This is a genomic window from Candidatus Pseudomonas adelgestsugas (assembly GCF_004124255.1).
Lineage (GTDB): Bacteria > Pseudomonadota > Gammaproteobacteria > Pseudomonadales > Pseudomonadaceae > Aquipseudomonas > Aquipseudomonas adelgestsugas.
Genome location: NZ_CP026512.1, coordinates 1,122,872 through 1,138,644 on the forward strand (window position 1 = coordinate 1,122,872; position 15,773 = coordinate 1,138,644).

Annotated in this window: 8 protein-coding genes; 2 read left to right on the plus strand and 6 right to left on the minus strand. The window is 40.5% G+C overall.

Going from position 1 to position 15,773, the window contains the following annotated elements; all coding sequences use genetic code 11:
* The first annotated feature begins 1,456 nt into the window (after window positions 1-1,456).
* Entirely contained in the window at window positions 1,457-1,972 is a 516-nt protein-coding gene (fabA, locus tag C3B55_RS02880) for a 3-hydroxyacyl-[acyl-carrier-protein] dehydratase FabA (protein WP_129211298.1), read from the plus strand.
* An 11-nt stretch (window positions 1,973-1,983) separates the two neighbouring features.
* Entirely contained in the window at window positions 1,984-3,204 is a 1,221-nt protein-coding gene (gene fabB, locus C3B55_RS02885; protein ID WP_129211300.1) for a beta-ketoacyl-ACP synthase I, read from the plus strand.
* Window positions 3,205-5,916: 2,712 nt separating this feature from the next.
* Here fabB and htpG read toward each other — a convergent pair.
* The 6 genes from htpG to sucB all read right to left on the minus strand — a co-directional run bounded on the left by htpG (window position 5,917) and on the right by sucB (window position 15,768).
* Window positions 5,917-7,821, minus strand: coding sequence for a molecular chaperone HtpG (gene htpG / locus C3B55_RS02890; RefSeq protein ID WP_129211302.1), 1,905 nt, complete (start codon window positions 7,819-7,821; stop codon window positions 5,917-5,919).
* Between the two features lie 1,248 nt (window positions 7,822-9,069).
* Window positions 9,070-10,383 (minus strand): branched-chain amino acid transport system II carrier protein, encoded by a 1,314-nt coding sequence (gene brnQ, locus C3B55_RS02895; RefSeq protein WP_129211304.1) that lies wholly within the window; start codon window positions 10,381-10,383, stop codon window positions 9,070-9,072.
* 438 nt (window positions 10,384-10,821) lie between these two features.
* Entirely contained in the window at window positions 10,822-11,691 is an 870-nt protein-coding gene (sucD, locus tag C3B55_RS02900) for a succinate--CoA ligase subunit alpha (protein WP_129211306.1), read from the minus strand.
* A complete protein-coding gene (gene sucC, locus C3B55_RS02905) occupies window positions 11,691-12,857 on the minus strand; it encodes an ADP-forming succinate--CoA ligase subunit beta (protein ID WP_129211308.1) in 1,167 nt (388 codons plus the stop codon). Before sucC ends, sucD begins: the two co-directional genes overlap by 1 nt.
* Before the next feature lie 200 nt (window positions 12,858-13,057).
* Window positions 13,058-14,503, minus strand: a complete 1,446-nt coding sequence (gene lpdA, locus C3B55_RS02910) for a dihydrolipoyl dehydrogenase (RefSeq protein ID WP_129211310.1) — start codon at window positions 14,501-14,503, stop codon at window positions 13,058-13,060.
* Between the two features lie 107 nt (window positions 14,504-14,610).
* A complete protein-coding gene (sucB, locus tag C3B55_RS02915) occupies window positions 14,611-15,768 on the minus strand; it encodes a dihydrolipoyllysine-residue succinyltransferase (RefSeq protein ID WP_129211312.1) in 1,158 nt (385 codons plus the stop codon).
* Window positions 15,769-15,773: the final 5 nt, after the last annotated feature.

Here is a 15,773-nt window from a genome sequence, read left to right on the forward strand (position 1 = left end):
TATGCTACGCATAAGCCGCCCGCAAGCTTACAGGTGCCTACGCACAATACGTTAAGCATACAACATATTGTTATGTAGTGAGCCACTACTAACGCATCAACTAAAACTAGTTACCAGTATTTTACCACCTAGATCAACACAGTAATATACTGCACATTATTGACAATAAATTCTTGCTGTAGACACTACGTCTAATACACTAAGCTTATAAGCATTATAAGATAATGCTACTATACTTAAATAACATTAATGAAAACATCTACGGCTACACAGCTTGCTTAAGAAAAGCGATATACTGCCTGATTTCTAAAACTTATAGCTATACAATCATAAAACTATAAAATACCTATTGTTTAGCAAAACTACGTATAATTACTGTCGTAAATCTAGCTAAAATACTTGATTTGTTAAGGTTGACAGCTATGCTGTCAACCTTGCAGTGATCAAACTGATCAGTTAAATACGCTTAATCAACTGCTGATTTTCAGCATTTAGCTAGTTCGGCAAATAACCTTATACCAAAATAATTCCACGCTGTGAGCAGCCTATAGTTATGTATGCACCGTAAATCTGGTCAGGTTAACAAGCTAAGTCGCCATCTAGTTAGTCGAAGGAAAACGCCTTGACCTTATGTTTGCTAGAATATCAATATTAGCACTGAACTTATCAAGTTAGATACGGCATGATTACTGACTTTACTATTAATCAACTTTTTTACCTTGGTATGTATCTAAGACCTACGCTAAAAAACTAAACCACATAAGTTAACTTGTCGCAAATTAACTAATCCAGGCTGCTTAATAGTAGTAGTTTACAACAAAATTAACTGATGTAATAACCCTTGCGCATGACGTTAGCCACTCCTCATATAAGGCCCCTAAAGATGCAAGACAGCGCTAAAAAAATCAGCTCTGCGTCTAATGGCTATTAGAAAAGCACCATTCTTAACTATCAGTAAAAGCGTTACAGGCGTACAGGCATTTACAGTATTTTTTATTAGTTAACAACTTTTTTCGGGCAAACCTCAACTAACTCAAAACATAGCTCATAGACTACCAAAACGAGTCATCATCAGTATATCCAGTGGCTAATTTGGCACGTGCTAGCAAAAGTTTATTTAGGATGACATCATCAAAATACATAAAGGATTATCTAGCTTACACATTCAAACGGGCGGACTGTTAACAAATCTAACAGCATTGAGCGCAATAGTGCAGCGCTATCAATTAACTGCGACTAGCGTAAAAGACTAAAGTACGGCACTCTTAAGCATATATATAGACTGATAAAAAGCTCAGCTGAAAATTTCAGTGAACAAATGTACATTGAGTACCCTGACGCTATAATGTTTATACAATGCAATAAGCCTATATAGGCTTATTGCATTGTATAAACGCTTTATTTAGTTCTGGAAGATTTACCGTGCCGTAGCGTATGGGATTATTGAGGAGCTTGCATGACCAAACAAAACTCCTTTACCAGGGAAGACCTACTACGCTGCAGTCGCGGTGAGCTGTTTGGCCAAGGTAATGCGCAACTGCCATACCCAAATATGCTGATGGTAGATCGCATTACATATATCAGTGAAACGGGCGGCAAGTACGGCAAAGGTGAATTAATCGCCGACCTAGATATTATCCCAGATCTGTGGTTCTTTGCCTGCCATTTCGAAGGCGATCCTGTAATGCCTGGTTGTCTTGGCTTAGATGCAATGTGGCAGCTAGTTGGTTTCTACCTTGGATGGCAAGGCCTGCCTGGCCGTGGTCGCGCCCTGGGTTCTGGCGAAGTCAAGTTCTTTGGCCAGGTCTTGCCAACCGCTAAGCAAGTCACCTATAACATTCAAATCAAGCGCGTCCTGAAGGGTAAGCTGAACCTCGCTATTGCCGATGGTTTAGTAACTGTTGACGGTCGTGAGATTTATACTGCCGAAGGACTTCGAGTCGGCGTATTCACTTCAACTGACAATTTTTAAGGGTTATCCGCATGCGCCGCGTCGTTATCACTGGTCTAGGCATTGTTTCTTGCCTGGGCAATGACAAAAAGACCGTCACTGCTAGCCTGCGCACAAGTCGCCCTGGCATCCGCTTCAACCCGGAATACGCCAAGATGGGTTTGCGTAGCCAAGTTTCTGGCTCTATTGACCTGCCTCTTGAAAAACTGATTGATCGTAAAATCTATCGATTTATCGGCCACGCTGCTGCCTATGCTTACTTGACAATGAAAGATGCGATAGCTGACTCTGGTTTAAGCGAAGACAAGGTTTCGAACATACGCACTGGGCTAATCGCCGGCTCTGGCGGTGCATCTACCCTAAATCAGATGGAAGCTTTGGATATTCTACGTGAAAAAGGCGTAAAACGCGTTGGACCATACCGCGTAACACGGACTATGGGCAGTACCGTTTCAGCTTGCCTAGCTACGCCGTTCCAGATCAAAGGCGTAAACTACTCGATTTCCTCTGCTTGCGCCACTAGCGCTCACTGTATAGGCACTGCAGTTGAACAGATCAAGCTAAACAAACAGGATATTGTTTTTGCTGGAGGTGGTGAAGAAGAACACTGGAGTCAGTCATTTCTGTTTGATGCTATGGGTGCACTGTCTACCCAATACAACAAAACTCCGGAAAGTGCCTCTCGCGCTTACGATTCTAAGCGTGATGGTTTTGTCATAGCTGGCGGCGGCGGCATGATTGTAGTAGAAGAGCTGGAACACGCTCTGGTCCGTGGCGCAAAAATCTACGCAGAAATCGTAGGATACGGCGCTACTTCTGATGGTTACGACATGGTAGTGCCTAGCGGGGAAGGCGCTATCCGTTGCATGCAAATGGCGATGTCTACGATTAGTGCTCCAATAGACTACCTAAATACCCACGGTACTTCAACTTCAGTCGGCGACGCTAAGGAAATAGAATGTGTTCGTGCGGTCTTTGGTGATAAAATACCATCTATCAGCTCTACAAAGAGTTTGTCTGGTCACTCTCTTGGAGCTGCTGGAGTTCACGAAATAGTTTACTGTCTATTGATGATGGAAAACAACTTTATGGCTGGTTCGGCTAATATCGAAGAAATTGATCCAGTCGTTGCTAATATGCCAATCCTAACCAAGACAGTTGAAAACGTCAAGATCGACACTGTAATGAGTAATAGCTTTGGATTCGGTGGTACTAATGCGACTTTAGTACTAAAACGCTGGACTGGCAATTAAGTTTTTACACATAGGACATATAACATACACAGCTCAGAATAACTTCTTGCCATGCATGTTCAATGTACTTCGAATCTCGCCACTATAATATAAGATTCACCGCTAACCTTAGAGCTTTATGATCACTGCACTGAGAATTATCAGGCTACTACCGTTAATCAAAATACGGGCGGTAGTAATTTACCTTATTGCTGCGTGGCTAACCAAAGTTAGCGATACCCATTAGTGTAAAATACGCTAAAATTGCTTGATTAAATTAAACTAACAATCTAACCAGTAACGATGTTCAGTTCTAATCGTAATCAGTTTAAATTCCTAGCTAATATTCATAGGCCTACAATGTAAAGTTGCACTAACATTTATCGAGGCTATCGCTATTTTAATTATAGCATATCAATTCTAGCAGATTAGCCTCCTCAGCAATTGAGCGATGCGTGTCTAACACGTTTTCTTATGTTATAGACTTTTTATGTTAATTCCTGAACTTATATCAATTTATTAGTCATATCTACAGTGAAGAGCCTGTATCAGCACATCAACTGTCTATTACATCGGCTCATTACTACACTAAGCAAGACTTTCTAACACGCGAGATAACTATGTTTTGCTACTGATTTTGCTCACCATATTCATACCACTACCATCATTTACTTAACTACTGTAATTACTTATTAAATTTCTTCATTCTGCTATTATATACTAGCATTAACATTTTCAGTTACATAACGAGCCATTTGTAATGGCTAATTAGCTCTTATTTTAAAATTTACTGTAAACGCACTATTGCATCATTAACGCTAAGGCTAAATCCTCAAGGTAGCCTACCAAACCAAGCTATTAACAATTTTTGTTGACTGCACTAATGACAGCGCTAGTACTGCTAGTTAACGTATATCCATACTCATAATAATTAGAGCCGTAAATATAATGGCACTAGATCAATCTGCTACGCGATTTTATATGTATGCCTTTGCGATAAAGAGGTTCATGGATTGAATTAGCGATAGCTGTTGCTCATAGCGAGCAGATCAATACATGTTGCCAAAAGTTATCACGCGTAACCTTGTCTGATATGTTTTAAGGCGTTGCGTTAAACTATGGCTTTTCTTATCTAGCTTTATAGAGTATATTACAATATACGCTAAACACAAAACTATCATAGACGCAAAAGCCGGCATTTACTTACACTGAAGCCTTGTGCTTTGCTTGCAAGATGCAAATGCTTGCTCAAGAAGAGAAGATGCAGGTTTGGATAAACTCAAAGTAGACGATGTAGGGTACATAGCAACATGAGTCTAAATTAAAACAGTATCCAATATACTCTTAAAAATAATTATATACTTGATTTGATTATTGATAATAGGATTTTAAGTAAATTGCCAATTTTCATTGTTTCCTGGAAAAATTTACGTAGTACTGCTATTATACATATTTATAGATATAGAGTTAATTCATCTGCAGTAAAGTTACTATAAACTAATAACAGAACAATAATCAAAAACAAATCACTATAGTGAGAAGCAATATAAGTAAAACCATCTATCATCTACAGTACAGTGGCAAAAGAATACAAAATTCTCAAGTGTCTTGCATACTTTAACTAATAATTATATGATCTTTTTATTAATATATGTAATAATTTTCGATGTCCATTACCGTCAACACCATTACTATATTTATCCAGTAACTAACCAGCAGCCTAATAGATAAAAAATTGACTAATCTTACATGACTGCTATTGAACAAATGCTAATATGTTGGGCGATTATATACTGCAACACGCCTAATATATCTGAAACTAAACTAAATATCTATCCATAGCACCTGCATATCAACTTGTATTAATCAAGTTGATATTTAGAAGTGTGCATATATAACTAAAATACCGTTGATCTGTCATGATTATAACAAAGCTAGATAAATCCATATGCTGGATAGCTAGGCTATTGTACGTATATAGTCTGGTGTTGTTACTAACTTTATACAAAATCATACTGTTTACTTAAGCTGTTTACCGCCTCACAGTGTTGGGTGGCGCGTGCTGTTGAGTTAGTGAAAGAAAAGAAGCTAGAAGTTTTGTGTTGAGTGGCTAGCCATTGAATAGTTTTATCTAGAGTATCATGCCGATGTATCGACTAGAATACCAGATTTAGATATCTCCACGTCGCACATCATCTTGCCAACTTCATTTGCATAAAGATTTTTTAAAAAATATAGCATAGCTAGCCAAACAACTATAAATACGCACTATTAACATTTATTTTATTTGAATGCAAATAGTTGCTATTCTAGCACTCAAGAATCAGAGACGCAGTACGGTAACGCCATACTATTACGTGCCATATAACAGCCATGTGTAACAAATAATACTATGAAAAACCATAATATTTTATATGGCCATACTGGCACATATGAATTTTAGGCAACAAAAAATAGCCAAAGCACAAGACGAAAGTTACTATTTTATCTGAATATTAACTACCTAAATGACCATGCATTAGCAACTTTTTAGTATTCACACTAATACCTGTATAGTTTAGTTCTATCAGCAAAGTCAAGCTATAATGGCTAGCATTAATAATCAAGTAGCTTGATATGTGTTAGTTATAAACTAGATCAGCTACTGAATATGTAGTAACCTGAATAGTTATTTGCTTTAGTTAAGTTGGCACAAGAACTAAAAACCCGCTAAAGCGGGTTTTTACAAAAGTATTAAACTGACAACTCAACTAGTAACTTGTTTAGTCGACTTACGTAAGCAACTGGGTCTTTTAAACTATCACCAGCAGCTAAAGTTGCTTGATCGAAGAGGATGTAAGAAAGTTCACGAAAACGCTCTTCGTTTTGCTCGCCACTGAGTCTTTCAATTAGCGGATGAGCTGGGTTGAATTCAAAGATTGGTTTAGAATCTGGAATTTTCTGACCGCTAGCTTCTAAGATCTGACGCATCTGTATACCTAAATCTTGTTTGCCAATAGCTAAAATTGCTGGGGAGTCAGTAAGGCGATGAGAAACTCGCACTTCACTTACAGCATCGTCTAAAGCGATCTTAATTCGTTCCGCTAAACTCTCTTTAGACTTAGCGACTTCTTCGGCTTTTTTCTTCTCTTCTTCAGAGTCAAGATTACCTAGATCTAGATCACCACGAGCCACATCAATAAAGGCTATACCGTCAAATTCGTTGAGATAGCTCATTAACCACTCATCGATACGGTCAGTCAGTAGAAGCACTTCAATATTTTTTTTACGAAAAACTTCTAAATGCGGGCTATTCTTGACCTGGGCATAGGTCTCACCAGTCAAATAGTAGATCTTATTTTGACTTTCTGGGGCGGACGCTAGGTATTCAGTCAGAGATAGAACCTGCTCACCATCTTGAGCCCTAGTAGAAGCAAAGCGCAGTAGGCTAGCGATTTTCTCTTTATTAGATGAGTCTTCTGCTGGGCCTTCTTTCATAACCTGGCCAAAGTTTTTCCAGAAATCTTTGTACTTTTTTGGATTATTCTTAGCCAATTTTTCTAGCATGTCCAGCACACGCTTGGTTAGTGCTGATTTCATGGAATCAATAATTGGATCTTTCTGTAAAATTTCACGCGAGACATTCAGAGATAAGTCGCTGGAATCGATGACACCTTTAATAAAACGCAGGTACATCGGCAGGAATGATTCTGCCTGATCCATCACAAACACGCGTTGTACATAGAGCTTTGGGCCTTTTGGCGCTTCACGCTGATATAGATCAAATGGAGCACGAGCTGGTACATAAAGCAGCGAGCTGTATTCTAGCTTACCTTCAACTTTATTATGGCTCCAAGTAAGCGGATTTTCATAATCATGAGTAATATGTTTATAGAATTCTTGATATTCTTCATCTTTCAACTCAGTTCGTGGGCGAGTCCATAAAGCACTAGCACGGTTGACTACTTCCCATTCCTGAATAGGCTTCTCTTCACTTTCAGTTGTCTCTCGTTCTTTTGGCAGTTCGATCGGCAAGGCAATATGGTCAGAATATTTTTTAATAATATTACGCAAGTGGTAACCATTGGTAAATTCATCTTCACCAGCCTTCAAGTGCAACACGATGCGAGTACCACGGTCAGCTTTATGGATAGTAGCAACTTCAAATTCACCATCACCTTTAGATGACCAATATACGCCTTTACTAGAATCTAGACCACCACAACGACTGAAAACTTCAACTTTGTCAGCAACAATAAAAGCTGAATAAAAGCCTACACCAAATTGACCAATTAGCTGCGAATCTTTTTTTTGGTCGCCAGATAGATTTTTCATAAAATCTACAGTTCCGGATTTAGCGATAGTACCTAAATGAGTAATTGCGTCTTCACGGCTCATGCCGATACCATTGTCTTCAATCATGACAGTCTTAGAAGATTTATCGAAGCCAATACGGATTTTTAGTGTAGCGTTATTTTCTAGTAACTCAGGCTTGGACAAAACTTCAAAACGTAATTTGTCGACAGCATCAGAAGCATTTGATATCAGCTCACGCAGGAAAATTTCCTTGTTAGAGTATAGCGAATGGATCATGAGGTGCAGCAGTTGCTTCACTTCGGCTTGAAAGCCCATGGTTTTCTTCTGGGTTTCTACACTCATAGTTATCAAACTCCAATTAGGTAGCAATAGTCACGCACTCGATGATTTACGGTTGGTAATCATCAAAGTTGGGGGTTAAGGCTAAAATTGCAAGGGCTTACTAACTTTTAACCTTAAAATATATACTGTATAGTGGCAGCCTACTAAACCTTTCACCATAAGCATTCAATACTAATAATCTTGAATTTGCAGGAGATATATTTAGCAGTGCATCATAGTAACCGAACTTGTTAATCTATTTAAGGAAGGTTTTAAATCAGTGTACTTACCGTGGCTAGCCTTACTTTCCTTTGATTTTATTATGCAGTCACTATGTGCTCTTAAAGCATATTTAACTGGCGCATATAGATATACCAGTTACCTAGAGAGCCAAACACCAGCCGTTACTAATTGTCCTGATATACGAAGATACGAGTTAAAATCACGTTAATAGTTACTAGGTAGTAACGCTGAGCCACACACAAATTTATACGACCTAATAATCAGCGCGTATTCGTGAATTACAAGAGTCTAATGGTATGGCTATACGCTTTACAACGTGCCCATTCCAAAGCAGACACTAACACCGCACATTGCTTACTTGGCAGATAGTTAAGCCGCCCTAACACATAGCAACCAAGAACGTAGCATCGAAACAACTGTCAATGACAAAGCTAAGAACGTAAACAAGAAAACTATAATACTACTCTAGCAAATACACTTAACCTAAATACATTTAGCTTTTGCTGTTTTACTAACGTATGCAAAAAGTTAAGTTAACCAATGGTAGCGCTACTTAAGATAAAGCTTAAGTAGCTATCTATATTACATTCAAGAGCAGATTGTCTTACGCTCTTACTTGAACACCTACTACTTACTAATGATCAGCGCTGACTACATTAGCACCGCTAAAGTTATATTAGTGCAGCGCTGAAAGTAAAGAACGAAACTTTGGAGTATAAAGTTACTAGTCATATTAAACTTAATACACTATATCATCGGCTTTCTAAACGTCCTAGTAAGGATCAATTACCCCCCTTTTTTTCAAAAAAGTATATAGGTAACCTAAAATACCAAAGTATGGCAGGTCAGGTTAATTTAGCTTAAAATATATATTAATATATGCATAGTATATAGAAGAAAGCTTAATTTATAATGTAAAATCAGGCTGTGATTTAGCACTCTAAAAATTGCCTTACTAAGCATGCAATCACAACGCTCAGTATATATTTATACTGAGCGTTGTGATTGCATGCTGAAAGCCATGAATTAAGCAATATATCTATTACTTTTACCGAGTACACGGTCGACTACGACGGCTATAAATAATGTTATCAATGACGGTACCAACCATGCTGAGCCTTGCTCGCTTAGCGGTAATAGCCATAAGTGTGTAGGTATCCAATCAACTAGATCAGCACTCTTAAGCGCGTCAATACAACCAAAGACGAAAGACACCAACATAACCGGACTAACGACTCGGCTATGATTTAGCCAGTAGCTTCTAAAAAAGCTGAGAGCTACCAATACTATGCACGGTGGATAAATTCCAGTGAGAACTGGGGTAGAAAATATAATGAGTTTGGTCAGGCCTAGATTAGATACGAAAAGAGAAAACAACACCATGATCATTACTAGCATCTTATAAGATAACGGTAAGATTTTGCTGAAATACTCAGCACAGGTGCAAGTCAAACCAACTGCAGTAACTAAACACGCTAGGGAAATCAGCACTGCAAGGAAGCTACTACCCAAAGAGCCGAATGTATGTTGCACGTAAGCATGCAGCACAGTTGCACCGTTGCTAGCGCCAGCAGCCACAGCATAGCTGCCAGAACCTAGGCGGAGCAAGCTGATATACACTAATGATAGGCCTACGCCAGCAATTAGCCCAGCAATGATCGCATAACGAGTGATTAATTGTGGTGATTTAACACCACGAGAGCGAATAGCATTAACAATAACGATACTAAACACTAGCGCGCCTAAAGTATCCATTGTTAGGTAACCATTCATGAATCCCTGAGAGAATGGTGCAGTAACGTACTCCTGTGTTGCAACACCAACGTCACCAACCGGTAAAGCAAATGCGGCTATTCCAAGAATAACTAAGGCAATGATTTTTAGTGGCGCCAAAAAACGACCTACGGTATCTAGCAATCGTTCCGGGTACAAAGAAACGACGTACACCACACAGAAGTATATTGAACTGTAAATAAATAATGTCAGCGGGTTTTTGCCAGTAAGTGGCGCTAGTCCTACCTCAAACGAAACCATTGCGGTGCGTGGGGTAGCAAATAGCGGACCTACCGCCAGGTACGTCGCCGTTGCTAGCAGGCTACTTGCGATCTTGCCGATCGGGCTACTTAAAGCCTCCATGCCACCACCAACCCTAGCCATAGCAATTACAGTAATCACTGGCATACCGACAGCAGTAGTCAAAAAACCTAACGCAGCTATCCAGACATGAGGTCCTGATTGCAAACCAACAATAGGCGGGAAAATAATGTTTCCAGCACCAACAAACAAGGCAACAGTCATAAAGCCTAACGCCAAGATATCCTGGCTTTTCAATACTGTCATTTCAAGACATACCACACTACTGAATTAAATACGGGTTGCTTCCTTGTAAATAAGGAAGCGCTACTAGCTTTACCGAGGATTAACCGACTTGATGCGTAGCTTCTTTTTTTTGAGCTACTACGTTAAGAACGTTGTTAACGTAACAAATGTACGCAAGAAACATAATCTTGTGTAGTGCATCGCTAAATAAACAATATATCATTAATGTCGCATTTTCATGTACTGAACAATATTGAAATTGAAAATAATTATTATCAGCGACAACATAGGAGCGCGTATAGCTCTATTTACCAGAGCTATACGCGTTGCTTGCAACGCAAGCTTTTACATTAAACTGAGTATATTCTACAGCAAGTTCACTTAACCACACAAAAGCTATCTTATATATCTTTTGTGTGGTTAAGGCTTCATCTTAAAAAACTAGACTGAATTGATAGTTTATCTAATTAGGTCAGCTAAAGCTATACCAATAGCTGCTAAAGAACGCACGATTTTAACCCCTGCATCTTGCAGCACAACAAATTTTTTATCCGCAGTGCCTTCACCGCCATAGATAATTGCGCCAGCATGGCCCATACGCCTACCTGCAGGGGCAGTTACACCAGCAATATAAGCAACAACCGGCTTAGTCACGCTTCTCTTAATATAAGTAGCTGCTTCTTCTTCAGCCGAACCACCAATCTCACCAATCATTACGATTGCTTCAGTCTTCGAGTCCCCCTGGAACAGCTTCAGGATATCGATGAAAGTTGAGCCTAGAATAGAGTCACCACCAATACCGACGCAAGTAGACTGACCAAAACCAGCGTCAGTAGTTTGCTTAACAGCTTCGTAGGTCAGGGTGCCAGAACGAGAAACAATACCAACCTTACCTGGTAAATGAATGTGACCTGGCATAATGCCAATCTTACACTCGCCAGGAGTGATCACCCCTGGGCAATTAGGACCAATCAAAACTACATTAAGCTCGTCACATATAACTGTAACGGTCAGCATATCTAGGGTAGGAATACCTTCAGTAATGCACACAATTAGTTTAATACCGCCAAATGCCGCTTCAAGTATTGCGTCCTTACAGAATGGAGCTGGAACATAGATCACGCTAGCGGTAGCGCCTGTAATAGCGACAGCGTCTTTTACAGTATTGAATACTGGCAGGTTTAAGTGTTTAGTGCCGCCTTTACTGGGACTTACGCCGCCAACCATCTTAGTACCGTATTCGATGGCTTGCTGAGTATGAAAACTACCTTGCGCACCGGTAATACCCTGGCAGATCACTTTGGTATCTTTATTTATCAGAACGCTCATTATTTGCCCTCTGTAACCTTGATAACTTGTTGAGCGGCGTTAATTAGGCTGGTAGCTACAATGATATTTAAACCGCTTTTTTTCAATGTGTCAGCACCTAGTTTAGAGTTATTACCTTCTAGACGAACAACAACTGGAATTTTAATGCCTACTTCTTTTACTGCATTGATAATGCCTTCTGCAATCATGTCACAACGAACAATACCTCCAAAGATGTTCACTAATACTGCTGTTACGTGACAGTCGGAAAGGATAATCTTAAAAGCTTCGGTAACGCGTTCTTTAGTTGCACTACCGCCTACGTCAAGGAAGTTAGCTGGCTTGCCACCATACAGTTTAACGATGTCCATCGTACCCATAGCCAGTCCAGCACCATTGACCATACAACCAATGTTACCTTCTAGAGCTATATAGTTTAATTCGAACCTGGCAGCGTGCATTTCACGCGGATCATCTTGTGAAGGATCATGAAAGGTTTTTAATTTGGGCTGGCGATACATGGCGTTAGAGTCGATATCTATCTTAGCATCTAGGCAATGCAGATCGCCATCAGCATTAATCACTAACGGGTTTACTTCTAGCAGAGCTAGATCGTAATCTAGAAACAGTGTAACCAGATTAATAAAATTCTCGGCAAACTGGACAACTTGCTTGCCTTCTAAGCCCAGCTGAAAGGCAAGCTCACGGCCCTGAAATAGCTGAGCTCCAACTAGTGGATTAATAGTTGCTTTCAGAATTTTTTCTGGGGTTTCGTGGGCAATCTTCTCTATATCTACGCCACCTTCTGTAGAAGCCATAAAAACGATGCGACGGCTTGAACGGTCAACGACAACACTTAGATATAGCTCTTTAGCAATATCAGTGCACGATTCAACTAAGATCTTAGTTACTGGTTGACCAGTGGTATCAGTCTGGTGAGTCACTAGACGTTTGCCCAGCCAATGCTGCGCGAACGCCTGAGCATCTTCTTTACTGTGAATCACTTTAACGCCACCAGCTTTACCACGACCACCGGCATGAACTTGGACTTTAACAACCCACTTATTTCCGCCAAGTTTTTCGCAAGCTTTTACTGCTGCTTCGGTGGTATCTACTACGTAGCCCTTGGAAACAGGCAAACCGTATTCAGCCAATAGCTGCTTACCCTGATACTCGTGAATATGCATGCTTTTACCGTCTTTGTTAGGTGTTGCGTATTAAGTATTGCAATCATTACAAATGCGATGCCACCTGTGATTGCTGATTAGCTTAACTTATAAAGTTAAGATGTCCGTCAAGCTGCGTAAAGAAGCTAAGTCCAGCAGTTATTCTGCTATAAGTTGTCTGCGTAAGAATTACAGCATGTAACTCTCTATCATATTTTTTATTATTTCGCTTGGAGCTTATTTCGGTTAGCAATATGAATTGCGCCACCATTCACTGCTAACGCTGCTTCATGTAATGCTTCAGACAGGGTGGGATGAGGGAAGACTATTTTACTCAAGTCTTCAGCACTAGTACCGAATTCCATACCAATCGCACCTTGTTGAACCAACTCTGCAGCGCTTGAGCCAATTACGTGGACACCTAATACGCGGTCAGTCTTGACATCAGCAATAACCTTTACAAAACCATGAGTATCATTGGCTGCTATGGCACGACCAGAAGCAATAAACGGGAAAATACCTACGTTCACTTTAGCGCCTTTAGCTTTCAATTGCTGTTCGTTTTTGCCAACCCATGCAATTTCCGGGTGGGTATAGATAATCGATGGAATCAAATCGTAATTTATTTTAGTTTTATGACCTTTGATGCGCTCTACAACCATAATCCCCTCTTCAGAAGCCTTATGCGCCAGCATCATACCACGAACAACGTCACCTATAGCGTATACACCAGGCACAGTAGTAGCACAATAATCGTCAACTTGAATAAAACCACGATCGTCAATGTTAACGCCGCTATCTGAAGCCAGCAGATCGATAGTCATCGGACTACGACCTACAGCGACTATCAGCTTGTCAAAAATTATAGTCTGTTTGCCTTCCTGATCAGTATAGGTCACAATAACCTCTTTATCGTTAACCGTTAAACTAACCACACGAGCACCAAGCCTAATATCCAGACCTTGTTCAGTTAAAGCTTTATAGGCTTCTTGAGAAACTGCGGCGTCAGCTGTCATCAAGAACGTATCCATGGCCTCTAGAATGGTAACTCTAGCACCTAGGCGGCACCATACAGAACCCAGCTCTAGGCCGATCGCGCCAGCGCCGAGCACGCCAAGACGCTTAGGAATAGTCTGGAATTCTAGAGCGTCAGTCGAATCAACAATCACGTTGTGATCAATTATAGCTAGCGGAATGCTGATTGGGCGTGACCCTGGAGCTAAGACTATATTATCAGCTTCGATAACTTTGACTGAGCCATCCGGCTTTGTAATTTCAACTTTTTTACCTGATATTAGTTTGCCGTGGCCTTGAATGGAAACTACGCCGTTAGCCTTGAATAAGGCTGTAACGCCAAAAGTTAAACTCTTAATGATATTAGCTTTACGGCCAACCATTGCCGGCACATCTATAGCTATAGAAGTATGGCTGATACCATGGATCGCAAAAGAATCTCTGGCTTCATAGAATTTCCGGGAACTGTCCAATAGCGCCTTAGAAGGAATACAACCAACGTTTAGGCACGTACCACCCAAAGCCAACCTCCCTTCCTCATTAGTATATTTTTCGATACAAACAGTCGAGAGGCCTAACTGCGCAGCTTTAATCGCGGCAACATATCCCCCAGGACCCGCACCAATCACTACAACGTCAATTTTTTGCGACATAAACAATCGTTCCTTTATATTAGCGGCAAACTTTTACAAGCCAAAAAGCCAAGAATCTGGATACCTTACCCAACAGCCTAGTCGCTTAAAATTTGCGACTGCTTTGATCAGATATCGAGTAATAAACGAGCCGGGTCTTCCAAAAGATTCTTTATGAGAACCAGGAAAGTCACAGCGTCCTTACCATCGATGAGGCGGTGATCATAAGACAGCGCTAGATACATCATTGGACGGATTAAAACTTGACTGTTGATAGCTATTGGCCTCTGAATGATGGTATGCATACCAAGGATTGCAGCTTGTGGTGGGTTAATGATCGGGGTAGACATCATTGAGCCGAATATACCGCCATTAGTGATAGTAAAAGTGCCACCAGTTATTTCATCGATAGTTAGTGTACCATTACGAGCTTTTTTGCCAAGACCAGCAATACTACTTTCAATTTCAGCCAAACTCATCAACTCAGCGTTACGCAGAACCGGTACCACTAAACCGCGGTCGTTAGACACAGCAACACCAACGTCTACATAGCCATGGTAAACGATATCATTACCATCAATAAAGGCGTTCATTACCGAAAAGCGTTGCAATGCTACGGTGGCTGCTTTGACGAAGAACGACATAAAGCCTAGACGTACACCATTATGGGATTTGATAAATAGATCCTTGTATTTGGAACGTAAGGTTATCACTGAGGTCATATCAACTTCGTTAAAAGTAGTCAGCATCGCCATATTAGACTGCGCCTCTATCAGACGCTTAGCTACTGTAGCGCGTATGCGAGTCATAGGCACACGCCTCTCAGTACGCTGACCAACAGCAAATACAGGCATAGCGGCAGCCAGAGCATTGCTCTTAGTTTTAACAACAGCAACTACGTCCTCTTTGGTTACACGACCACCTTTGCCCGTGCCTTCAATAGAAGATAGCTTTATACCGTTTTCTTCAGCTAGTTGACGCGCAGCAGGAGCAGCAATTAAACCCTCACTATCAGTAACTGGAACAATATCAGCAACAGGTACAGCACTGCCAGTTTCGATTGAACCCAAAACCTGGTTCGACAAAACGGTAGCGTTCTCTTCAACAAATATCGCAGCCAATATACCATCAGCTTCAGCCAATACCTCTAGAACGACTTTATCGGTCTCGATGTCAACTATTAAGTCATCACGCTTTACAGTATCGCCTAGTTTTTTATGCCAGGTAGCAACGGTGCCATCAGCAACCGATTCCGGGAATAAAGGGGCATTAATTTCGATAGCCATTATCT

Excerpts from the sequence above, each read along its gene's own strand:
- sucB (WP_129211312.1), bottom strand. The coding sequence starts at position 15,768 with ATGGCTATCGAAATTAATGCCCCTTTATTCCCGGAATCGGTTGCTGAT.
- fabB (WP_129211300.1), top strand. The coding sequence starts at position 1,984 with ATGCGCCGCGTCGTTATCACTGGTCTAGGCATTGTTTCTTGCCTGGGC.
- lpdA (WP_129211310.1), bottom strand. The coding sequence starts at position 14,503 with ATGTCGCAAAAAATTGACGTTGTAGTGATTGGTGCGGGTCCTGGGGGA.
- sucC (WP_129211308.1), bottom strand. The coding sequence starts at position 12,857 with ATGCATATTCACGAGTATCAGGGTAAGCAGCTATTGGCTGAATACGGT.
- htpG (WP_129211302.1), bottom strand. The coding sequence starts at position 7,821 with ATGAGTGTAGAAACCCAGAAGAAAACCATGGGCTTTCAAGCCGAAGTG.
- fabA (WP_129211298.1), top strand. The coding sequence starts at position 1,457 with ATGACCAAACAAAACTCCTTTACCAGGGAAGACCTACTACGCTGCAGT.
- sucD (WP_129211306.1), bottom strand. The coding sequence starts at position 11,691 with ATGAGCGTTCTGATAAATAAAGATACCAAAGTGATCTGCCAGGGTATT.
- brnQ (WP_129211304.1), bottom strand. The coding sequence starts at position 10,383 with ATGACAGTATTGAAAAGCCAGGATATCTTGGCGTTAGGCTTTATGACT.